The organism is Nitrincola tibetensis (genome assembly GCF_003284585.1).
Taxonomy (GTDB): domain Bacteria; phylum Pseudomonadota; class Gammaproteobacteria; order Pseudomonadales; family Balneatricaceae; genus Nitrincola; species Nitrincola tibetensis.
The window spans coordinates 104,036-127,266 of the sequence record NZ_QKRX01000009.1; the positions used below are offsets into that span (position 1 = coordinate 104,036).

Genomic DNA, 23,231 nt, shown 5'->3' on the forward strand with positions numbered 1-23,231 from the left:
CTGCCCTTCCCTGCTTTTTCTTGCAAAACTACATTTGATTGATGACGCGATTACTCTAACGATTGCCCTATTACAGACTGAGCATTTAATTAATCGACTTATTTTACGTTGTATCACTGGACAGCTTCAGGCTCGCAACATTCACCAATCGGTTCAAACGAGTAGAGTCAGGCATGATGCAGCTTTGCTCTAGCTCATCAGCAAGTTCATCGCGATCAAGCAGGTTGTCATTTTCAGATAAGCAAAGGCTCAATAGTTGTCGAATTGCATTCCGATCTTGAAATTGATGCTTCTCTATGGAGTTCATGACAGACTCAAACAGTTCAACTGACATTCCTTGCTGTTCGACAAACTGCTGCCGTAACCGGAAAACAAAAAGCTCTGTGCTGCGACGATTCAATTGGGCAATTAACCTTCGATCAAACGTCAATTCGCAGCCCATTTTTGGCAACCCTTCGATAGGCTTAGTTGTAAAGAAATCGATACGATCCATCGAAATGCATAGCATTGAAGACATTACGTTAGGAGGCATCAATGCAAGCCCCTTAGCAGCCGATAAATGCATTAATACTATTAAAAAGAAATTACTTTCCCAAAAGCGGAAAAAAAGCCATTTTCCTTCTTCGTTTTTTACCTTAGTAAAGCGCCTAAAGTGATTGGCTAATTCATCAATCAAGGCGCGTGAACGAACATATACGCCTGGGTACTTATCCCATAGATCCGAAGCCATTCCTGTGACACTAAATAACTGACGTGTGAATCGGTTATCTTCATGCAGTTCGACTAGATAGGGCGCTGCCGATTTCAAACTCTGCTCGGCTTCACCTTTAAACAGACATTGATAGTCTAAATCAGAACTTTCTAAGCGATCTAGGAGTAAAGGCACACGTGCTGCATCTAAAATTGCATAAGTTCGCATTGGCGGTATCTGCTCATCTTTACGATATCGGGTAATGTCTACAAAAGAGGACTCCATTTCTGCAAAGAGATAAGGGCGCAGAGATTCCGGCACACTGAGTTTATCCAGCACGCCTTCTTGCAAACCGAGTGGACTGATATCGCTCAACAGGTGTTGTGTAAGCCAATCATCAACATCAAAATCATCAGGGTTCGGCACATATTCTTTTAATTCACCGATTACGACCGGATGCTCCGATGAAGTTTGCCGAGCCAGCGCAATCGCAGCAGAGTTTACACCCCGCTGGGCAAGCCATTGAATCGCAGGCATCGCATTCTCTACGGAGTAAAGAATGTAACCTTTATTTAGCAGAGACTCGCGCGCGACCTCTGTGTAATCCTCAAGATCTTTCGCCCAAATCGCAACTAAAACAACACATTGGTTTTGCCCATCGGGGGTTAAGGTTTTTACGAAACATTGACCAACCCAAGCAAGATAGCTCATAACACGCATTCCTTTACAGTCAGATCTGCTATCAATGTCAATTAAACCTCACTTTGAGAAGCTCCCGACGTAATTTGTCCGCCACCCGATGTTCGGCAGCCAACATAGGCGATGGGCTTGCCATCATCTAATGCATGGGCCGCCCCCTGAACAATCACGCAGCCGCAAGAAGCTCTATCTCCGACACGCGCCACAGGGCTGCCCTCGACAATTGCAGAGCCACCACTCACAATGACGCCTCTTCCGTGCCCTTTTCTAGGACAAATATGTGAATCTCCAACTCGTGCTATCGCTGGCATAATTTAGTCCTTCTTCTCTTCACATTCTTCACATATAGGCTGAACTTCATTTGCAGCTAAATTCAACGTAGGAACTTGAGAGCCACCACTTCCCCCCATGGATACAGCCCCCTTAAGGCGAATATTGGGTGCTTCTAATGTGATACCTGAGCCATCAAGAATAATCCTGCCAGCGGGCCCAGAAATAATAAACCTCTCGAACGCCATCAAATGATGCACGCCTGTATTCGTTGTGATTTTACTGCCGACATCAAGCTTATAAGCACCTGAAACCTGACCATCAAAATTGCGTCCTGCTTGATATAAATGATCGCCATGAATGCCTTGTTTTAAGATATTTCCAACATTTTCAATACGATCTTTAGCATACTGTTCGTGCTGAGTACGGCCCACAGAGTAGTGAACATCACGACCTATTGAGTATTGTGCATCCTGTCCGATGGATTCCTGATGATCATTTCCAACGTTTATGGTCTTATTGTTTTCGATACTCTCGGTTTGATCATTGCCAACAGATTTAGACCGATTGTGTCCGATCTGATGCATTTCATCGTTGAGAATCACTGTATTATGGTCTTTTTGGGCATGAAGATAGATTTCTTCATTACCCGCGCTATCCTCAAACGAAAACTCATTAAACCCCTTCCCCTTATGGGTTTTACTGCGAATAGTAGAGCGGGTTTTATTGGCAGGTAGGCTGTTTGGTGGCATCTGTTCGGCATTGTAAACACGCCCCGTAATGATCGGACGATCCGGGTTGCCGTCGTAAAAGTCGACGATGACCTCTTGGCCTATGCGCGGGATGTAAATCGAGCCCCAGTTTTTACCGGCCCACTGGTGGCTAACGCGCACCCAGCAGGAACTATTTTCATTGTTCTGACCGTAGCGATCCCAAGGAAACTGGATTTTGACACGGCCATATTCATCGGTGTAGATCTCTTCGCCCTCAGGGCCGACCACCTTGGCATGCTGCGGGCCGAGCATTTTTGGCCAGCCAGTTTTAAGCGGTGGACGGTAAACACGCGAGGCAGGCATGCAGACAAATTCGTTTTCGTAGCCGCGACTTTCTTCATCACGGCTGGTGTAGCTGTAGTCTTCGGCTCGGTGCTGGACGCTGACCAGTAAGTAGGTGTCGAGCTCTTGGGCGGCGTCATCATGGCGCACCAGTTCAAATTTATGGCCGCTGCGAAAACTACGGCAGTGACTTTTGCCAAAGACTTGATCGTGCAGGGCTTCGTTATGCTCGGTGCGCAGGCGAATGAGTGGCTCGCCCAGAAGTTTGCTTTGATAACGTCCGGGATAAGTAAACTGCTCGAAACGCTCAACGCCCAGCACGTCCATTATGGCCTTGTCAAAGGTTTGCAGGCGATCAGCAGGCTTGGTGAAGTCATAGTCACGGTGGACAAGACGCCCTGTGCGAAATTCGTGCTGGTGCGACCAGGCAAAGATAGCATCTTCGCTCAAACCGCTGCTGCGGTAACTGACCTTACCTTCCTCACAGACATTCGTTCCAATGTCGTGATCGGACAGAATCATGGTGTGTTTATCGGCTTCGTGCTTAAAAAAGTAATAGATGCCCTCTTCTTCAAACAAACGCGAGAGAAAGGTAAAGTCACTTTCTTGATACTGAACACAGTACTCTCGTACAGGGTGTTGGCCGAATAAGCGAAACTCGAAATCATTAAAGCCATTGTCAGCAAAGACTTCGCTAGCAATCTGGCGGATGTCTTTGTTTTGGAATATTTTTGAATCGCTAGTTTGCGTTAAAAACCAGAACCAGGGCACCACTTCTGCGCGATAACTGCGCAGATCTTGGAGTTGCTGGCCTTCTTCACGAAAGCGTCGAACATGGGCGTTGATTAGGCTGTAGGTGTCTGTTTTGAGCCCCTGATCGTCGGTCTGCATGATTTTAAGCGTGACATTTCGGCCAACAATGTCGGCGGCCTTCACCGATGCGCTTTCGGAGTAGAGTTCGATTTCGAATGAAAAGAGGCTCGACATCGCCTCTTCGCCTTCTATTCGAGTCAATAAAAAAGCGTCTTCACCGAGCGGAGTGTCGATGGCGAGTAAGCGGGATTTTTGTGAATACATCAATGTAACCTACTGTTTAGCAGGACTGATGCTCATAGAAAAACGAAGCTGACAGCGTTTAGGCTCAGCACAGTTTGTGTTCGTCCATGAAGCAACGACTAATTCCTTGTTGTAAAGCGAGTATTTAAACAATTAATGAGCGGTTAGGTCAACCCTTACTGATATTTTCCATCTTTCCATCCATCACCAACACAAGCTAATTTACCAACCATCGCAGCAATGCAAAACTGACCATTCCAACAATAATCGTCGTCAATAAGTCTTTGCGGACCCAAGCAACAACGGCAGCGATGCCTCCAGCCATCAGCCAGGGATTTCGCCAATCTAACCATAAACTGCCCTGTGGCATTGCAATGGCACCGAAGGCTGATAAACCACTCGTCTGCGCAAGCGTACCAAATATAATTCCAAAGGGTATCGCACCTACAATCAGTGGCAAAGTGGCTTGAGCGCCCGCTAGAAATTCGTGCCGAGGTGAAGAGTTCATATCAACCTTATTGAAGAGACGCTAAAAATGAGGGTCGCGTGTTATTCGCTTTCAGGACAGATGTTTACAACCCGCGCCAACGATCCGGCTTCGTCCACCCGTCTGGGGAATAATGTTTATTTGGGTACTGATCCTCTCTTTCAAGGCCGCAACATGAGAAATAATCCCAATCATCTTTCCATCCTGATGCAAACCCGATAGGGTTTCCAGTGCAGTTTCCAGTGCCTCTTCATCCAAAGTACCAAACCCTTCATCCAGAAATAATGAATCAACACGAACATTTTTACTCGCCATCTGCGAAAGCCCTAATGCAAGCGACAAACTTACGATAAAACTCTCGCCACCCGATAGATTTTTGGTCGAGCGGATTTCGCCAGCTTGATAGTTATCTAGCACATTTAACTCGAGAGGCTGTGCCGAATCCCTAATCAATAAATAGCGGTCTGTCATTTTTTGTAACTGACGATTGGCATAGACAATCATCATTTCAAAGGTCAGCCCTTGCGCAAAGTTGCGATACTTTTTGCCGTCAGACGAGCCTATCAACTGATGTAGGTTAGCCCAACGTCTGCACTCGATTTGCTGCGCCTCAATCGCTTGCCGCTTCTCTTGGATCCGAAGTTTAGCTGAGGCATTTTCCCTTAGCCGATGCCGACTTGTTGCCAACAGTTCACTAAGACTGTGAAGTGCTTTGGTTTGCTTATCTAGCTGTAGTTGCAGTTCCTCCATAGACTGATCCGTCAGCTTCTTGGCCTCTTCTTCCGCCAAACGCAGACTGCAATCGTCCTTGCGCGTTTTAATTTGGGTGTTCTGTGCATCGAGGGCCTGAGCTTTTTCAGTCCATGCATTTCGCTCCGAGATGGACAACCTTGAATTGAGATAAGCCGTTTCGTCCACAAAATTCTGTGACTGCAATGCATGAGTGAACTCGACATCTAACACCGCAAGCTCTTTTTCGCGCTGCTCAGTATCCTTTTGCAAGGCTTCAATCTGCGCATGTAAACGCCCAAAGCGCTCAACGGATTCTGCATACGCATCCCTTGCCGCCTTTTCCGCTGACTCCGCTAGGATGACGGCATGCTGCAAGCGCTGCTCCTCTGCATCAGGAACCCGATCTCCATACCGCTCGGCACGCTCTAAAAACAATAGATCACGAGCCGTGACTAAAGTCTCACGTTTACCCAGCTTGTCCAATAACACTGCCTGCTGAGTTTCAATAATGGCTTTCTGACTCTGGATTTTACTCTGCAGATCGTAGATTTCTTTCTCTAGCTTAGACTGAAGCACATCCTGTTGTTGCCATTGATCAAGTCGTGCCTGTAATACTTTGAGCTGTAATGGAATTTCACCCCGATCAAGGGACGAAATACCCAACGGCCTAAGCTGAGTCAAGACCTTGGCTTGATGTTCTAATAGTTGTGCTCGATTGACTTCAAGCACTTCACTCAACTCAGTACGCTCTTTTTCTGCTGAGTGTTTGGCGACTTCTACCAATTGTAATTGGTGCTGGCACTCCGATAACTTAACTCGTGCTTGTCCTTCTTCAGTTTCTCGCGCGCTTATATCGGCCTCTTTCTCTTCCGCCGAGTGGATTAACGTTTCTAAAAGTTGAATTCTTTCCTCTACAGCATCCGCAGTGGGTATATTGCCTTCTGCATAGGGATGCTCTTGGGCACCACAAAGCGGACAAGGCTGACCATCTTCCAACTTAGCTCTATGCTCTTCAAGCGCTGCAATTTTCTTCAGGAAAGCCATTTCACGAAAAAGTGTTTCTTTTTCCTGGCGGTATTCACGCAACAGCTTACCGTCCAACAACTCGGCTAATTCAGAGCGTGCCTGTTCTAATTGACCACTCACTTGAACCTGTAAAGTGTGCTTTTGCTCAACGTCCTTTAACCGCTGCTGATACGTCTTTTCAGCCTCCCCAACAAGGTACTCCGCTTTTAACTGAGCAACGACATGTTCAGCAATTCGTTCATGCTGAGCCAACAGCCCATTGAGTTGCTGCTCTATTCCCGTCAAACCTGACACCAGCCACTCATCAACCGCCTGCTTCTCTCGATACTGATGAACGCCGTCTAGCTGACGATTGGCGACATCCAATAACGCCTGTAGTTTTTTTAATGTCTGTTGATCCTGTTCGATTTTACTCAGCTCGTTTGTACACTGCAGGGTGAAGTCTTGAATCTGCTGATTGAGCGTGTTGATCTGCTGGTCCATATGACGGATGATTTGTATTAGCGGTCTCTCTTCATGGAGCGCTGCCTTATGCATCGCCACCTGCTGCTCTGTCTCATGATGCGCATTCTTATGTGCATTCAAGGTGCCATTTAGACTGGGCAGTGCTTCCTTATATTCGGCCAGCGTTTTCTGGTCTTTACGCTGTTCATCACGAACGCCCTGCAAGGTTGCATACTGGCCATCTAAGCTCGCGGCCGCCTGCGCTTTGACGAGTTTCACACGCTCAGGTGCAAACTGATCAAATGCCAACTGCCACTGAATCTCTTGTTCAGTTATCGTCTTTAAGCTTTCGTTTAGGGTTTGGATTCTTTTGAGCCAGTCAACGGCTTGAGTAACCTCAGCCACGCTTTCACGCAATCGTTTTTCATCCTGCTCTAGCGACTCAACCTGCAGCTCAAGGGTATTTTCTTCATCCAACGAAAGCAGTTGAATACCCGATGTTTCCGCCTGCAGCAATTTAAGTTTTTCTTGCTCAGCACGTTGCAACTCATGAACGCGAATCGAGATCTGACTGTAAATTTCCGTTCCGGTAATCTGCTCTAAAATCGGCGCACGCTCATCTGCAGCGGCTTGCAAGAAAGCAGCAAAGCCACCTTGAGCCAGTAGCATGGAACGTGTGAATCGATCAAAATCCATGCCTGTAGCGGCTTCAATCTGATCCGCCACACCGCGTAACTTGGACTCGAAAATTTCGCCTGTGAGTGCATTGGCAATTTCATGCTTAGGGGCTTGCAACTCGCCATCTGATTTTCGTCGAGAGCGATGTTGGCTCCAGTGGCAACGGAACCTACCCGCCTGTGTTTCAAAAGTGACCTCGGCAAAACACTCTCCTGTTTGCCGTGACATAATCTCGTTGGCCCCTTTGCTCACACGATTTAATCTCGGCGTGCGCCCGTAGAGTCCTAAGCAGATGGCATCTAGAATTGTGGTTTTTCCAGCCCCTGTCGGGCCGGTAATGGCAAAAATCCCATCGGAGATAAACGCAGGGTGCGTGAAGTCAATTAACCATTCACCAGCCAATGAATTAAGATTTTTGAAGCGAACCTGGAGAATACGCATGCTGACGTCCTTATATCGCTCTTAGATCTTCATCTTGAATGGATTGTAAGGTTTCCTGATACGCACGCAGCAAGTCAGGTCGCTGGTCATCTGGAACTTCATGGAGGTCCAAACAACGTGAAAAGACATCCTGCACATCCAAATCATCTAAGGTTTCGTCTGTACGTCCCTGCCCCATCACGCGCTCAATCACTCGGGTGTTTTTTATACGAAGTATGTCAAGTTCGGTACCCGATGTGGCCTCCTCCAATCGCTCTCTGAGATCTCCGATCACCTCTTGTCCCGTGAAAATGATTTCTAACCAAATAGATACGTTCTGACTGGCTAACACAGCAAGTCGACCCGAAAGCTGACACCAATCACCGCTGATGCGTTCCAAGCGTTGAAACACGGGAATATCCAATAGCGTTAAACTGGGAGAATTACACTTAAAATCAACCAAACAAAGACTCTTTCTTTGTGCCGCCTCACCAAACCCCATTGGCAGAGGCGATCCACTGTAGCGAACAACGTCCTTTCCGCCAACAGCTTGTGGAACATGAAGATGCCCCAGTGCTACATACTTAAAACACTCAGGGAAAATGGCCGCGCTGATATGGGCAAGCGAACCAACATAAAGCTCTCTTACGCCATCGCCTTCCAAGGTTTTTCCTCCTGCCGCAAACAAATGCCCCATGCCAACAATCGGAACTTCAACACCTAAATTCTGGCGTGTTTGCTCCGCTAACGCGCCAACACTGGCATAGTGCTGACGTATACCGTCGAGCAGTTTACGCTCTTTATCCTCTAAGGTTTCACCCGCTTCAGCGGTACGAATATCACGGTCGCGTAAATAAGGGACGGCACAGACGATCAGTTCGGGCACTCCCTGCGAGTCTCGGAGCGTCAGTACTTCATCTTCCAGCTGATCGGAGGCATTGCCCACCACATGCACATCCAGCGCTTTTAATAACTCTTTGGGTGCGTTAAGGAACGAGGGCGAGTCGTGATTCCCAGCAATCACAACAACATGGCGACAGGATGACGCCGCGACACAGCACAGGAATCGGTAATATAACGTTTGAGCTCGATTGCTCGGGGTACTGGTATCGAAGATATCCCCGGCCACCAGAAGAACCTCAATGTTCTGCGCCTGAATCGTGTCGGCCAACCAATTCAAAAAGGCCTCAAACTCTTCGTAGCGTTTTCTGCCATAAAGCGTTCGACCAATATGCCAGTCTGAAGTGTGGAGGATTTTCAACGTTACATATCCTTTTGGTGATGAATAGAGTCTTTTGTAAATGCGTTTACTCGCCTAGCGACTAGTGAGAGGGTAACAATGTCTGCACTATTTGTGTTGCACAGAATAAACCCCTTTCGATGGGCAACAGCAAAATACTTATTCAAGCAGATGCAGCATAGGCTTGCTCATTATCAGTGCCGAAACGCATGAATATGCAGCCGCCAAGCTTCCCAAAATTGCTCGTAGGCTTCAGCACTAAGATGGTTCTGTTGTTTCTGCTGCTGCGAGGCGTAATTCATCAACACCATTTCCATAAAGGTACTGTAATCCAGTGCAATAGCGCCCACTTCATTCGTTTGAACTTGGTCACCCCAGCGGTTTGTAAACCAGGCATTCCATTCGTCTGACCCTGGGGTATACATATTCAGAGGTGAACTAATCGGGGGTTTTGCCGGATAAAAATAGGTCAGCATTTTATCACTGTTTGGCAGATACGACACTGTGCCATGGCAGCTCATACACGACGAACTTCTAAGAGACTTAACGAATTCTCCATCGACATATACATCGTTTTTTACCGCGATATCAAACGGGCCAGATAGCCGACCACCATAGCCAAGTGTTACAGTAGAGTATGCGGGAGCTTCGGGATTGACATAGGTTTGCTGTAACGGCTGCTCTGGATGCAAAGCTGAATTAACATCCGGATCCAGTCCCCACATGGCCCCCAAAGGCACCATCCGGTCCCAGGCATCTTTACCCAAAGCATCCCGGTCGTAGACCAGTGTGGAGAAAACCCATCCGGTATCGGGTGCCGCTACACTGTCTTTAACAATAATATCGAAGATGGCCACACGCACATTGGTCACCACTGGTGGCTGATCATGAATGGTGCCCTGCTGATTGAAGGGACGTCGGTAGATCTGCCAAGCAGCCGCACCTTCCAATACCGGCCACTCGTCTGGCGTGGCTGTGGCTGCCGCAGCCTTTATGATCACTGACCCTTCTGGGAATTGCGCTTCTCCGGTCATCAAGCTGGGTGAGCAATGGGTCATCACTGGATCGCAGGCTTGCCATACTCGTCCTAATGCATAAGCAGCCGTCTGGTTGTAATAGATGGCAGCATGGTTGCGTACATCCACCGTCAAACCCGAATCGGCATAAACTGAAGCGGCCTGAATCTGGCCAGTATAGGTACCATATATGGCATCTCGACCTTCCCAACCTGTGACAGGAATATCCTCACCGGCCCAGAGCATACTGTACCAACCCGTTTGCGGATGTTGATTCCACACTTCGGGTTGTGTGACAAAAATACGCATAGGATCTTCGACAAACTGCTTCAACGCCAGCACATAATCATACGCGTTCGCCTTACTCAGCGGCATGCCATCCAATACTTCGCGCCAAGGCATCTCCAAGGGCTCCTGAATCCTAGAGGGGTACTGGTAGTTAAATCGAAATAGTGGCCCATCGTATTCAGATGCATCGGGGATGTTGCCATCATTCACGGCAAAAGGGTTTATTTCGGCTGAAAGAGGCAGACTTAGCGTAGCCATCAAAACAAGCGGAAGAATCTGTTTGTGGTAGCCTAGCGACATCATTTCTCTCCTAATACATTGGCAAGGTGTTCATACCCAAAAAAGATTCACTCATCCACTGTAAAAACACACGTACGGTTTTTACCTTCACTTTTTGCCTGATACAGAGCTTCATCTGCTTGATGAATCAACTGATCGATATCTGCTTCTAGACCCACATTCAATCCAATGCTCATGGTGACCCGAGAGGTGACAGACGAAACGGCATGCGCAATGTGACGCTGTCTAATCGCCTGATGAATCTGTTCGGCGATGTGCAAAGCACCTTCACGATCAGTAGCCGATAAAATCACCGCAAACTCTTCTCCACCATAACGAGCGACCAGATCTCCTGGACGCTTGACCACTGAATTGAAACATTCAGCCACCGCAATCAGGCACTCGTCTCCGGCCTGATGCCCATAATGGTCATTGTATGCCTTGAACTCATCTAGATCGCAAATCAGTAATGAAAAGGGTAATTCGTGTCGCTTGCAGTGAAGGTATTGCTGCTGCAAAACCTGATTGAAATGTCTACGGTTACTGAGCCCCGTCAAACCGTCGGTCGTCGCCAATATTTGCAACTGCTGATTGGCATCCTGCAACCTTAGCTCTGCTAGCTTCCGTTCATCATTTTCTTCAGTAAGACGCTGATTTAAGTGACGAATGGTATCGTACTGGTTTTGCAATTCCTGCTTTTGTAGTTCAATATCCTGGGTACGCTCACCAACCTTCTGCTCCAGCTTTTGGTAAACTAAGGCGTTTTCAATTGATATAGCAATTTGGCCACCAAGATAGCGCAGCAAGGCAAAGCGATCTTGTGTAAACACCCCTGCCGCTGTGTCATTTTCTAGGTAAACAATACCTTTTACCTGTCCTTGAATCATCAAAGGGACACAAATAACTGACAGCACTTGGTAGCGGGCAAAGTAGGGATCATTGGCAAATACAGCGTAATGACAGGCATAGTCTAGCAGAATTGGCTCACGCGAGGCTATGACATAATTAATGACTCGAAGCGGCAAATCGGCTGTCTGATCATAGGGCTGATTCTGCATCACATGAGCCTCAGCTCCATTCACCAAAGATTCGGCCTGAATCAGATACTGCTGATCCTCCTGTAGTATTAGCACACAGCGTCGTGCCAACGTATTTTCCTGCAGAATAGAGATGAGAGTTTCCAGTAATCTAGGCAAGCGGCGCTCTTGGCTAATGACTTCAACAGCTTGAGCGAGGCTGTCTAGGTCAAACTGTCCTACCTGCCTTACAACACTAGAGCTTTGACCCTGAGTGAATCGACTAGTCACTCCCCACTTTTCGGCCAGCTGTCTTTTTTCCAGTTGATGAGATTCCGCAGCCAAAAGCTGACCTTGACTGGCATACAACTGCTCAGTCAGTTGATGCCCTATTACCTGAAGATTGAGATGGCCGAAAAATTCGGCTGTTTTACAGGCTTCTTGGTAACATCCCAGTGCCTTGCCAAAACGACCCGCGATTCGGTACAGCTCACCTTGAAGCAATTGCGCCCTATCCAGAAAATTGTCTGGACACGACTTAGCCCAGCGATGCAATTGCCGTGCATAGCGTTTAATTCGAAAGTGATGCTGGTGCCTTTTCAAGCCATCATAGGATCGAAGCGTTTGTGCCAAAATCAGCGCATGCAAAAAGCAATGCTCCGCCGCATGCAACATACCCTGACTGTCTTTCATATAGCCCTTACTGGTAACAGCCACCACTGCCGCTTCATCATAATAACCTTGAAAATACAGTACCCACATTTTATTGATAAAATACATGTGGGCAAAATGACGCGAACCGTACTGACTTAATTTATTAAGATACGCATTTTCATCAAAACCATCATGGCTAAAGGTTGGTAAGGACGGTGAAGGATGACGCAGGTTAAGTAACGCTTGGCGAATACCGACCAGCACTTGATCATGTTCAAATGCACCAATGCGCCGCAAGGTTGCTTGGAAATAGTCACACTGCTGCAGCACTTGCTCCAGTGGCTGCCCACGCATCAATTGACTTTGCACAATCCCGGTCGCTGCACAACCCGCATGAAACCAGTCCCCAACTTTAAGTCCCTGTTCAAACGCACGTTGCCAGTAACGCTCGGTATCACTGGCCGGATACAACCAAGAGTGCGCAAAGTAACCATACACAAAAGGGACTTCGGCGCTTTGCATCTGATTGTTATAGCGCTCCAACATCGCCAATGACAAGCGCCCATACTCGCATCCTGCTTCAGCATGACCTCGAACTCCGCCCAAGAAAATCACACCAAACACCATATAACCCACCACGGCTTCACGTGTATTCCCGTAACGCAAGCACAAACGCACTTGCTTAGCGGCAAGCGCCACACACAGCTCCGGACGTATCTGATAAGCCACTTTCTGCATGGCTGACAACAACAGAATTTGATCCCGAATTCGTGCATCACTTGCCTCAGGCAAAGCCAGCAATGTCTCGATGCTTGAACCACGCAATTTGTGTTTTAAGTGTAGGTAATCTGTTACAAAGTTGAGTGGATTAAAACCAGCAGGCACCCAAAAGCCAAGTTGAGACAGAGCCGTCCTTCCAGTCTCAAACGCTAGCTGGAACTCGCCGTAATCAGTGTGAAACTTAATCAGCAGCTCATAGATTTTTGTACGTTGTCGTGCATCCGTACTGACACGCAATGCCTGCTGGTAATAGCTTAATGCCGTCGACTGTTGACCACAAAGATGCTCACACTCAGCACGTTCCTTCAAGAGTTCAGCTCGAAATTGTGGATCCGTAAATTGCGGCAAAAGAAGCTTCATCGCTTGAATGATATACACCAGAGCCAAATGAAAATCACCATTGGCTTTGGCGACCTCAGTGGCTCTGAGATTTAGCTGGCCAATCTGAATCAATTTCTGCGTATCTGTAATCTGCTCTAAAGCTGCCGTGAAGTGATACACACACTCCAGAAGCCGGGCTTCCATTTCGTCACTGTTCACAAGACACTGTGCGATCGATAAATGCACTTGTTGAAGGGTCTGCGTGTCCATAAGCCCAAAAGCCGCCTGCTGTATGCGATCATGAGGAAACGCATACTCCCCCGCCGCCGTTTGGCTCACAAGCCAACCGCCAGCTTGAGCATTTACCAGCGCCAGTTCAACGTTCAAATCTGGCAGCAGGCACTTCAACATATCACATTCGAAGCGGTTGCCGATGCAGGCAGCTGTTTTCAACACCTGCTGCACGTATTCCGGCAAAAATTCCAGACGCGTTGCCAACAACTGCACAACATTTTCACTGACTGGAATCTCAGCCTGTTGTTGCAAGTCCAACTTCCAGACCAAATATGTATGATCGAACCAAAGCACTCGGTGTAATTGGCACTGACGCAGATACTCCGCCATGTAAAAGGGGTTGCCATGTGTCTTTTCAACAATAACAATCGCTAAAGCGTCAGCCTCCTTGCAGGATAGTTTGAGACGCTGCTGCAGCAAGTCACTGATTAGCGGCGCATTTAACGACTCCAAGCAAACATCCTGCAGTAGCGATTGTCGGGCTTGAAGACGCTCCAGAAAGCGACTCAGTAGGCTGGTCATATGCTCAACATCATCCCTGAATGCCAGAATAACCACAACGGAATGCTGTTCGTGCTGTGTTTTTTCTAACCATTCCAATGTGGCTGCATCAGCCCACTGGCAATCATCCAGAAACACACACAAAGGGTGATCACTACTGGCAAGGGTTTGCACAAAACGGCTCAAGACACGATAGAGGCGTGCTTTGGAATCAGTCGCAGATAATGTTACCACCTCTGGGGCTGGCCCAACGAAAAAAGCCAACTCGGGTATGGCCTCTACCAAAATACCCGCTTCATTCTCCAGCGCCAGATGAAAAGCATCGCCCCATCGTTGCACCTGCTCGGACGACTCTGACAGCAACTGACGCAACAGTTGTTGTAGTGCAGCAAACAATCCTTCAAACGGACTATTGGAAGCATACTGGTCATATTTCACTTGAACAAAGTTGTACTGATCAGCCACTGATTGCTGAGCTGCATAGACCAAGCTGGATTTACCTATACCCGATACGCCACGGACTAGCACCGTCGTCATAGGTTGACCGACGGCTTGACGCAAGGTGGTAACTAACGACTGCAGTGTCGCTTCCCGCCCATATTGTTCACCTTGGCTGAACAAGCGACTGACATCACTCAGATGATCAATCTCAAAATCCATTAAGGGGGAGCCACGCTCCAGCATCTCCAGACAGATTCGCAAATCCACTGCCACCGCATCCAGAGTCTGATACCGCTGACGCCGATCAGTTGCCTGCATTTTTTCTAAGATACGCGTTAGAATGGGTGCTATGTTTCTAGATCCGTTTTGTACATCAACCTGTATTTTCTGTTCAGATTTTGCATGCACCTCAGCGTATCTATGAACAGGAGTTTGGCCCGTTAACATGAGATAAAACAAGGCACCTAATGCAAATATATCACTGCGATTATCCACCAGAACACCTGAACGAGGGTTCTGCTCAGGTGCCTGATAAGGACTATTTTGCAGTGTCACATCCTTCTGAAATTGTCTCTGTTGTGAGTCACGCGGCATAACCTGCCCTAGCCCAAGAATCCGAAAATCCTTTAAATCGGCGCTTAGTAAAATATGCTCAGGGGATAGTTGTGTATGAATAAATCCGGCATCATGAATAGACTGCACCGCTTCAACCAGCGCTACAGCCAAGCGTAGAGATTGATGTTCGGTTAAGGTGTGAGTGATCAGAAACTGATCGAGTGGCTGACCTTCAAAATACTCCCGCAGCAAAACAGGGGTATTATTCCATGTCGTAATGCCTTTTACAGTAATCAGCTTTGTATGTAAGAACTGTCGAAGACGATCATACTCATTGCGAAGCATATCCGCATGAGAGACTCCCGGTATCACGAACTTGCTGCGTTTCATCACAACAGGATCGGAAGATAGCCTAGCAAACCAGAGTTCTGATCTGGCCGTTTCCTTCAACAAGGCGACATCGCTGAGATCTTTCGCAGAAAAGTAGCGTTCCATTTACTCAATGCTTAATGTAAAGAGATCAATTATAAGTTGATTAGGATCAAAAAACTTGATGTTTGAGTTGATCATCATCCATGTTCTGCCCTTTGTCCAGTCTTAAAGCGCGAGTGCTTACACCAACTACTCCGCCTCAAACTATTTTGCACACTCTACAAGGGTGTTTAACTATTCCACCCTACTTCAGAATTAAGCTGACATTGCCTCTCTTGCGCCCCGTATCAATATAACGATATGCCTCGACGAACTGCTCAAATGGATAACGTCGATCTATAACAGACTTGAACTGCCCCACCTCAGCCAGTCCTGCCAGAAAATTTAGCCCTGAAGGCCACTGCGCAAGTTGGCTTACATCGGCGCGAAATCCGCCGATAAGACCTATCGTTTTCAATGGTAGCCCCCATGCTGCCAGTTTTATTTAAGGTTTGCGCAAAAAAGGCTCAAGTGGACCTCGCCCGAAGATCTTGGCACAAACTCAAGTAGAGATACTATTTCGTAGGTTTCCGGCACAATACCGCTGACAACAGCAGCGTACAAAATGTTCGAAGGCAGAGCGATCATGGTAACCATCTGAAGTAACGGCCATTATCACCAATGTAGTTCGTCGTCAATCTTAACAATTCCCATAGCAAGCTCCCGATATATGATGTGTATACGAATCACATATCGTTAATGATGGACTGACAATATGGTTAACGATGATAGTGTAAACGCGTAATTCATGAATAATCACTAACACAATCGACCTCCCTTCACGTTAGATTAATATCCTGAAAAGCTAGCGCCCCGCCGCGCTCCATCACAGCAAGTCCATGAATCTAAACCGCACATTTGAAAATAGACCATAATTTTCATACGTACAATTTTTTGTTTGAAATTTAATCAATCCTCAAAAATCCAGGCAATGATTGCTCCAGCTGCATAACACAAGCCCTTAATTTTGCTGAAGTTTCTAATCTTGCTGAATAAATGACGTGAATATCAGCTTGTTGTCCATAGCTAGGCAAAACACGAACAAGGTCCTCTTTTATCAGCTCTTCCTGAACATTCCAGATGGAACGCAGCATAATCCCGTGGCCTTTTAAACACCATTGTTTGGCAACAGCACCATTGTTTGTCATCATCTCCGCCGTTAGAGGTATTGAATAGACCTCATCCTCTTTTGCAAGACGCCAGATACCATAGCTCTGATCGCGCTCACGAATGCCGATGCATTGGTGTCGCTTGAGGTCTTCTAGAGAAGTGGGAAATCCGTGTTTTTCAAGGTATGAGGGTGCGGCACAGAGTATGCGCTGATTATTGGCAAGGCGTTTTGCAATCATTTGCTCAGGCAATACACCGCCGATACGAATTTCAAGATCAAATCCTTCAGACACAAGGTCGACTGGGCGGTCCAGCAATTCCAAGTCAATTTGCAAATCAGGATAGCGAAACGCTAAATCAGACATAATGGGGGCAATGCAGTGCATTCCGAATCCTGTGCTCGTGACAACCCTCAAGCGACCGCGAGGGAGCTCTTGCTCACGATTGAGTTCTGCACGTAACTGATCGTGCGTTTCCAACAAACGCTCGGCCCATTCAAGTGCTATCTTTCCCTCAAGTGTTAAACAAACACTGCGGGAGGCTCGCATAAAGAGCTTAACACCCAGCCGTTCTTCCAAAAGACCAATTCGTTTACTGATATACGCGGGCGATACCACTAATTGATCGGCGGCGGCACTGAATCCACCCAGACGAGCGGCCGTCACAAACACACGAAAATCCTCAAGCGGAGGTAGTTGGCTCACGATTCATATTCCTTGCAAACACATTAACCTTATTTATTCACGATACATATTCAAATAGCATGGATCAACGATTACTTTCAGGAGAGATGTGATGAAAAAATTAAGAATAGCCGTCATCCCTGGCGATGGAATTGGCAAAGAAGTTATTCCTGAAGGCATTCAGGCACTTGAGGTAGCGGGACGCAAGCACAGTGTTGAGTTTGAGTGGACCTATTTCGATTGGTCTTGCGAGACCTACCATCAAACAGGCCGCATGATGCCTGAGGATGGCATCGAACAACTCCGTCAGTTTGACGCAATCTACTTGGGAGCCGTTGGCTTTCCGGGTGTGCCGGATCATATTTCACTTTGGGGCTTATTACTGCCGATCCGTCGTGCCTTTGATCAATATGTAAACTTACGCCCTGTTCGATTGTTTGACGGTGTGCCCTGCCCGCTGGCGGGTAAACAGCCTGGCGATATCGATTTTTATGTAGTCCGAGAAAACGTCGAAGGTGAATACTCATCAATTGGAGGTATTCAATATGAAGGCACTGAGCATGAGGTTGTTTGCCAGCAAAGCCTGTTCACACGCAGAGGCACGGATCGTATTCTAAAGTATGCATTTGATTTGGCGCAAAGCCGCGAAGCAAAGCACCTGAGTTCAGCGACAAAATCGAATGGTATCTATCATTCCATGCCCTATTGGGATAACCGTGTACTTGAGATGGCTAAACACTATCCCGAAGTAAAGGTTGATCATTTTCATATTGATATTTTAACGGCCAATTTTGTGCGTATGCCTGAGCATTTTGATGTTGTGGTTGGGTCTAACTTGTTTGGTGACATTCTTTCTGATTTAGGTCCAGCGTGCACTGGCACCATAGCGATTGCGCCTTCGGCAAATATTAATCCAGAGAAAACCTATCCATCGATGTTTGAGCCTGTTCATGGCTCTGCACCGGATATCGCCGGACAGAATATCGCCAACCCACTGGGCACCATTTGGGCGGGTGCGATGATGATGCAGCATTTGGGCTTTCCTGCGGTTCATGACGCTCTAATGCAGGCAATGGAGACGGTTTTAAAAGAAAAGCAGCACCTAACTCGAGACATGGGCGGGGTTGCCAGTACACAAGAATTAGGCGCCGCTTTAATCAGACATATAGCTTAATACGGATCCTAAAACATCAAACGCGCCGTGACACCAAAGGTTCTCGGTGCGCCTAATTGATAGTACGCACGCTCTTCATAGTCGATGCTCGGATCGTTGCCGAAGAAGAATCCGCGCTCGGCAATGTCTTTATTGCCAAGGTTACGTCCCCACAAACGCACAGACCAACTATTTTGTTGATAGCCTATGTAAGCGTTGACCAGTTTGTAATCCCAAGATTTGGCATCATGACTGTCCGAGAAATAGAAGGAATCTTTTCCTTCAACACTGACACCACTAAACCAACCCTGCCCGCGATCATAGGCAAGCCCTAACTGATACTGCCAATGAGGGGCATGGGCCACATCGCGTTGATGAGTCCGAGCACGCGCGTCCTTAACTTTGGTCTGCAATAGACCTAACGCACCTTGAACACTCAGGCCATTATCCAACGCATAATTAAACTCGAACTCGGCACCTGTGTTATTGACCTGATCGGCATTAAACAGATAATCAACAAAGCCATCTGCGGGGTTACTGGATGCCATAAAGCTGCCTCTTAAATGCGCATCTTTACGCTGCTGGTAAAACAGGCTAGTTTGCGTGATTAAACGGCCATCCAAATAACGCCCTTTCGAACCGATTTCATAATTCCAAAGAGACTCGGTATCAAAAATGAGTTGCTCGTTGCTTAACTGCGCTGGGGTAAAACCCCCGTTGACACCACCCACTTTATACCCTTTGGAAAGGCTGGCGTAGACAGAGGTTTCTGGCGTTAGAAAATGCTCTAAAGCAAGACGGCCACCCCACAAGTCTTCATTTTTGCGATAGGAGGCACGAACATTGTCATCAAACGCCGTTCGGCTGTGCTCGACGCGCAAACCCGATGTTAAGATCCAATCTTCAGATAAGAGTGTTTCCAACTCACCGTATAGGGAAACGCGCTCTGTTTTAAAATCACTGGTGATTGTCCGACCAGCTCGCGGTAGACCATTGCGAAAAACATCGCTCTTTAGGTCGCTGTCTTGATGAAAACCATGAAGGCCTGCGGTCCACTGCGTGGTGCCGTTGAAAATTTCCTGACCGGGCAAAGACACAAAACGCAATTCTGCCGTTGTTGTGTTGTATTCACGCACATACTCATCGTAGGAGCTGTAACCCCAAGAATGGAAACCGTTAAATGCCCAATCTTCATCGTATCCATAATCACTGCGCGTGTTCGAATGGCTCAGACGTGTCTCAAGTTGATAGACATCGTGGCCTGTCCAAATCGATTTAAGCGCAAAGGCTTTGCTGATTTGTCGATCCCGACCCGGCTCATCCGAAAGCGTTGTGCGGGTGTTGTCTAAACTAAAGGCGTCGTAACCGTTGTTAATATCGGCATAAAAACCCGTCAAGTCCATTAACCAGTCATCGGTGATCGCAAATCTCAATTTGGCTCGGATGAAGGTTTCATCAATGTTACTGGTGTTTTTACGGTTCAGGTGGTCATTGCGCATAAAACCATCACTTTTATTTTGTGAAATGGCTAAGCGTAATCCTGCGGTCTCTGTTAGCGGTGTGCTGTAAACGGCAGTTAATGAATGCGTATTGTAATTGCCGATCGTGCCTTCAAGACTGCCTTCCGGCTGAGTTGTCGGGTCGTTTGATTGCAGGTTGATTAAGCCAGCAAGCGCATTGCTTCCGTATAAGGTGCCTTGTGGGCCTCTTAACACTTCAACTTGTTTAATATCCATGAGTGTGGCGGAAGCCGCAATACTGCTCATGTCGATCCCATCTAACAACACCCCCACCGACGGATTTACGTGTCCGACAAATTGACTGCGTTCACCCACACCGCGCATTTGATAAAAGCGCGCACGCGAACTGCCTTTCGCCGAATTAACGTTGGGTATTAAAGCTAATACATCTTCCAAATGTTGGGATTGACGTGACTCTAGTGTCTCTTCAGAAACGGCAGTCACACTGGCTGGGGTCTTGAGTTGTGTGGCGGGGCGAAAGCCTGATGTCACCAGAATTTCATCTAGAACCACGCTTGAGGACGAGGTTTGCGCCATGGCAAAGGGTGTGCTGATAAAGAGTGAGGTTAACAAAAAACCCGATAATTTAGGGCTCATTTACAGTCTCCGTTGGTGATCGAAGACCCGGTCGCGCGTGAAATGATAGATGACTCAAGGAGTTGTCCTATTCCTACGCCGGCATCATCCGGATCAGGTTCAAAGGGTTCGCTTAGCATCTCAGGCATTTAAAACATGCCACCCCTTAGGATTAAATTGCTGTTTATTTCAGCAGCCGCGCAAGTATAACGATTTAGGAGCGATAGGTTAAGCTCAATTACCGGGTCGTGACGCACCCTCTTCGCTTATCTCGGTGATAAAATCAATTTCTAACTCAGCTTTTTCGGTAAAATACTCTGGCAACTCAGCTTTGATACCGGGCGCAAGGTTTTTAAACTCTCCCACCTGTTTCACTAAATTGCCTCGCCCACTGATCAACTGCCCCTCGGCGGAGACATAAGCACTAACGGCCGTATCCAATCCTTTTTTTACTTTCTCGAAGCTGCTCAAAAAGGTATTCAGCTTTTTAAACACTTGCTCTGCTTTGTCTGCCAATAAAGCCGTATGCTTATTCTGATCTTCATAGCGCCATAACTGCCGCACAATATTGAGACTGGTCAACAAGGTCGTGGGCGTGGCGACCAGCACATTGCGCTCGATGGCTTGCTGAAACAGTGTTTCATCGGCCTTCAAGGCTTCGACAAACGCCGATTCAATCGGAATAAACATGAACACCATCTCAGGTGAGTTCAAGCCGGGTAAACGATAGTAATCACGATCAGCCAGTTCTTTAATTCGACTTCCGATGGCTTGCACATGCTCTTTAAGCGCCGCTTTGCGCTCAAACTCATCTTCAGAATTCACATAGCGCGTATAGGCATTGAGCGAAACCTTGGCATCAATGATTAGGTGCTTGTTGTGCGGCAAATAAACGATGGCATCTGGACGCTGCCGTCCCTCTTCGGTATTAATGCTGACTTCACGCTTATAGTCTTTACCGATTTGCAGGCCGGATCGATCCAATACATTTTCAAGAACAAGCTCGCCCCAATTCCCTTGTAGTTTCTTTTGGCCCCGCAGTGCCGTTGAGAGGTGATGAGCTTCTTCGGTAATTTTATAATTGAGTTCTTTTAACGAGGCCAGTTCTTTGCGCAGCTCTCCCTGTTGCAGAGTCTCGCGATGATGGATTTGTTGAACTTCCGTTTTAAAGGTGTCAATCGACTGCTGGAAAGGCGTCAGTACGGCATTCAAGCCCAAGGTGTTTGTTTCTTGCAAGGCTTTGGCCTTGGCATTCAATATTTCATCGGACAAGACTTTAAAGTGCTCAGACAAACTGTTTTTTTGTTTCTCAAAGCTGGCGACTTCCCTAGCATAGCTAGCCTCTCGTGCTCTCAGTTCTGTTTTAATTTCGGTTAGTTCATTGTTAAGCTGGTTATATTCATACAATAACGCATCGTGGCGATCAGACAGCGTTCTGCGCTCTTCACTTAACTCGTCATTAAGGCGACGTATACTCACCTCAGCCTGTTGGTATTTCTCATGTGACAATTCTAAGCGTGCGTTTAGCTCGCCCAACTTGGCTTTAACGGCATAAAAATTCTCGTTAAGCTGCTTATGCTCGTATTGCAGGTCTGTAAGGTCTTTATCTTTAAGTTGCAGTTGGCTTTGAGCTTCGTCGTAAGAGGTTTCTAGTATGCTGATGCGCCGCGAAAGCGTAACACTTGCCACTAAGTAACCCACTACAAGCATCATCAACCCTGTTAGGGCCAAAGGAATCAAGCTGTTCAAATCTACGGGCATGGTATTTCCTAATCAATCTAAGGGTAACGAAGAGCCAAAGAAACGCACATTCAACCTAACCTACTAATTTTACATAGCTAAACTGCCATTATGACAATAAAACTTGTCTTTTTACCCACAAATTCCGTACTTTATATAGCAAGCACATGACGTACACTCTTTAAATGCATTCAACCCCCTTTAACCTGCCGAAGGTAACCCAGTGAGCAAGCCACCCTATATGCAACCACACCTTGCCAAACGCTTAAGTGCACCAGCCGCACTGCGCAATCGTGAGCCTATTCGTCAAGCGCTTTCACCTCATTTACCTATTCCGGCGTCTGTTTTAGAGATCGCCTCAGGCACGGGCGAGCATGCTCTGTATTTATCCGACAACTTAGTCCAAGTCACATGTTGGCAACCGACGGATGTTGATAGCACTGCACTTGAGAGCATTAATGCATGGCAAACAGACGCCAAAACAAACAAACTGCTGCCAGCTGCTTTTTTGGATGTACTGGCTAATCCTTCACCGCCCCTTACGCCCTTTAATACTCTGATTGCCATCAATATGGTGCATATTGCTCCCTGGACTGCAACAGAAGGTTTGATGCGTTTGGCCAATCGCCACTTGCCCGTTGGAGGCATCGTCTACTTATATGGCCCGTATTGGCAGTCCGGTGTTGATCCTGCCCCCAGTAATCTCGCGTTTGATGCATCCTTACGCGAGCGCAATCCTCTATGGGGAATTCGACATTTAGACGAAGTCGTCGAACTGGCACGATGCAACCAACTGCACCTGAAAACCTGCATTGACATGCCCGCCAATAACTTGTCGGTCATTTTTACACGCACGGATTAACCGCACAGGTAGTAGAATCATAGATCTTAAAGTGTCCACACGATCTAAAGATGCTCAACATTCTTCTTGCACAAGATCAACAATCTGGGCACAGGCTTCGCAGCCTGTTGTATAAAATACGATAAATCAATAACAGCTCATACACAAAGACCTCAACAGTGCTAAACTTGTAA

14 protein-coding genes and 1 riboswitch are annotated in these 23,231 nt (G+C 47.2%); of the genes, 2 read left to right on the plus strand and 12 right to left on the minus strand.

Features of this window, described 5'->3' with window-relative positions; all coding sequences use genetic code 11:
* Positions 1-103 precede the first annotated feature (103 nt).
* The 10 genes from DN062_RS12650 to DN062_RS12695 all read right to left on the minus strand — a co-directional run bounded on the left by DN062_RS12650 (position 104) and on the right by DN062_RS12695 (position 17,228).
* Positions 104-1,402 carry a DUF4123 domain-containing protein gene (locus tag DN062_RS12650; RefSeq protein ID WP_162301300.1) on the minus strand — a complete coding sequence of 433 codons (1,299 nt, stop codon included), beginning with the start codon at positions 1,400-1,402 and terminating at the stop codon, positions 104-106.
* A 41-nt stretch (positions 1,403-1,443) separates the two neighbouring features.
* The gene (locus DN062_RS12655) at positions 1,444-1,701 is read right to left on the minus strand and encodes a PAAR domain-containing protein (protein ID WP_036513591.1); all 258 of its coding nucleotides are present in this window, start codon (positions 1,699-1,701) and stop codon (positions 1,444-1,446) included.
* 3 nt (positions 1,702-1,704) lie between these two features.
* Positions 1,705-3,792 carry a type VI secretion system Vgr family protein gene (locus tag DN062_RS12660; protein WP_112159690.1) on the minus strand — a complete coding sequence of 696 codons (2,088 nt, stop codon included), beginning with the start codon at positions 3,790-3,792 and terminating at the stop codon, positions 1,705-1,707.
* Positions 3,793-3,988: 196 nt separating this feature from the next.
* Entirely contained in the window at positions 3,989-4,279 is a 291-nt protein-coding gene (locus tag DN062_RS18675) for an AzlD domain-containing protein (RefSeq protein ID WP_193483894.1), read from the minus strand.
* 51 nt (positions 4,280-4,330) lie between these two features.
* Entirely contained in the window at positions 4,331-7,579 is a 3,249-nt protein-coding gene (locus DN062_RS12670; protein WP_112159691.1) for an SbcC/MukB-like Walker B domain-containing protein, read from the minus strand.
* A gap of 10 nt (positions 7,580-7,589) precedes the next feature.
* A complete protein-coding gene (locus DN062_RS12675) occupies positions 7,590-8,819 on the minus strand; it encodes an exonuclease SbcCD subunit D C-terminal domain-containing protein (protein ID WP_112159692.1) in 1,230 nt (409 codons plus the stop codon).
* Between the two features lie 173 nt (positions 8,820-8,992).
* Positions 8,993-10,402, minus strand: a complete 1,410-nt coding sequence (locus DN062_RS12680; RefSeq protein ID WP_112159693.1) for a hypothetical protein — start codon at positions 10,400-10,402, stop codon at positions 8,993-8,995.
* 47 nt (positions 10,403-10,449) lie between these two features.
* Complete coding sequence (locus tag DN062_RS12685) at positions 10,450-15,438, minus strand: diguanylate cyclase (RefSeq protein ID WP_112159694.1); 4,989 nt, start codon at positions 15,436-15,438, stop codon at positions 10,450-10,452.
* A gap of 181 nt (positions 15,439-15,619) precedes the next feature.
* Positions 15,620-15,832 carry a zinc-binding dehydrogenase gene (locus tag DN062_RS12690; RefSeq protein ID WP_205126728.1) on the minus strand — a complete coding sequence of 71 codons (213 nt, stop codon included), beginning with the start codon at positions 15,830-15,832 and terminating at the stop codon, positions 15,620-15,622.
* A gap of 487 nt (positions 15,833-16,319) precedes the next feature.
* Complete coding sequence (locus DN062_RS12695; RefSeq protein ID WP_112159696.1) at positions 16,320-17,228, minus strand: LysR substrate-binding domain-containing protein; 909 nt, start codon at positions 17,226-17,228, stop codon at positions 16,320-16,322.
* A gap of 91 nt (positions 17,229-17,319) precedes the next feature.
* Here DN062_RS12695 and DN062_RS12700 point away from each other — a divergent pair, with 91 nt between their 5' ends.
* A complete protein-coding gene (locus tag DN062_RS12700; protein WP_112159697.1) occupies positions 17,320-18,381 on the plus strand; it encodes a tartrate dehydrogenase in 1,062 nt (353 codons plus the stop codon).
* A gap of 8 nt (positions 18,382-18,389) precedes the next feature.
* Here the strand turns inward: DN062_RS12700 and DN062_RS12705 are convergent, their stop codons facing one another.
* A complete protein-coding gene (locus tag DN062_RS12705; RefSeq protein ID WP_112159698.1) occupies positions 18,390-20,477 on the minus strand; it encodes a TonB-dependent receptor in 2,088 nt (695 codons plus the stop codon).
* A 53-nt stretch (positions 20,478-20,530) separates the two neighbouring features.
* A riboswitch (TPP riboswitch) is annotated at positions 20,531-20,633 on the minus strand.
* Positions 20,634-20,690: 57 nt separating this feature from the next.
* Positions 20,691-22,217, minus strand: coding sequence for a DNA recombination protein RmuC (locus DN062_RS12710; protein ID WP_112159699.1), 1,527 nt, complete (start codon positions 22,215-22,217; stop codon positions 20,691-20,693).
* A gap of 202 nt (positions 22,218-22,419) precedes the next feature.
* Here DN062_RS12710 and DN062_RS12715 point away from each other — a divergent pair, with 202 nt between their 5' ends.
* Positions 22,420-23,058: a DUF938 domain-containing protein gene (locus DN062_RS12715; RefSeq protein ID WP_205126729.1), complete on the plus strand. Its 639-nt coding sequence runs from the start codon at positions 22,420-22,422 to the stop codon at positions 23,056-23,058.
* Positions 23,059-23,231: the final 173 nt, after the last annotated feature.

Bases quoted from the DNA above. Each gene is read 5' to 3' on its own strand.
- DN062_RS12650 (WP_162301300.1), bottom strand. From the start codon at position 1,402: ATGAGCTATCTTGCTTGGGTTGGTCAATGTTTCGTAAAAACCTTAACC.
- DN062_RS12655 (WP_036513591.1), bottom strand. From the start codon at position 1,701: ATGCCAGCGATAGCACGAGTTGGAGATTCACATATTTGTCCTAGAAAA.
- DN062_RS12660 (WP_112159690.1), bottom strand. From the start codon at position 3,792: ATGTATTCACAAAAATCCCGCTTACTCGCCATCGACACTCCGCTCGGT.
- DN062_RS18675 (WP_193483894.1), bottom strand. From the start codon at position 4,279: ATGAACTCTTCACCTCGGCACGAATTTCTAGCGGGCGCTCAAGCCACT.
- DN062_RS12670 (WP_112159691.1), bottom strand. From the start codon at position 7,579: ATGCGTATTCTCCAGGTTCGCTTCAAAAATCTTAATTCATTGGCTGGT.
- DN062_RS12680 (WP_112159693.1), bottom strand. From the start codon at position 10,402: ATGTCGCTAGGCTACCACAAACAGATTCTTCCGCTTGTTTTGATGGCT.
- DN062_RS12685 (WP_112159694.1), bottom strand. From the start codon at position 15,438: ATGGAACGCTACTTTTCTGCGAAAGATCTCAGCGATGTCGCCTTGTTG.
- DN062_RS12700 (WP_112159697.1), top strand. From the start codon at position 17,320: ATGAAAAAATTAAGAATAGCCGTCATCCCTGGCGATGGAATTGGCAAA.
- DN062_RS12705 (WP_112159698.1), bottom strand. From the start codon at position 20,477: ATGAGCCCTAAATTATCGGGTTTTTTGTTAACCTCACTCTTTATCAGC.
- DN062_RS12710 (WP_112159699.1), bottom strand. From the start codon at position 22,217: ATGCCCGTAGATTTGAACAGCTTGATTCCTTTGGCCCTAACAGGGTTG.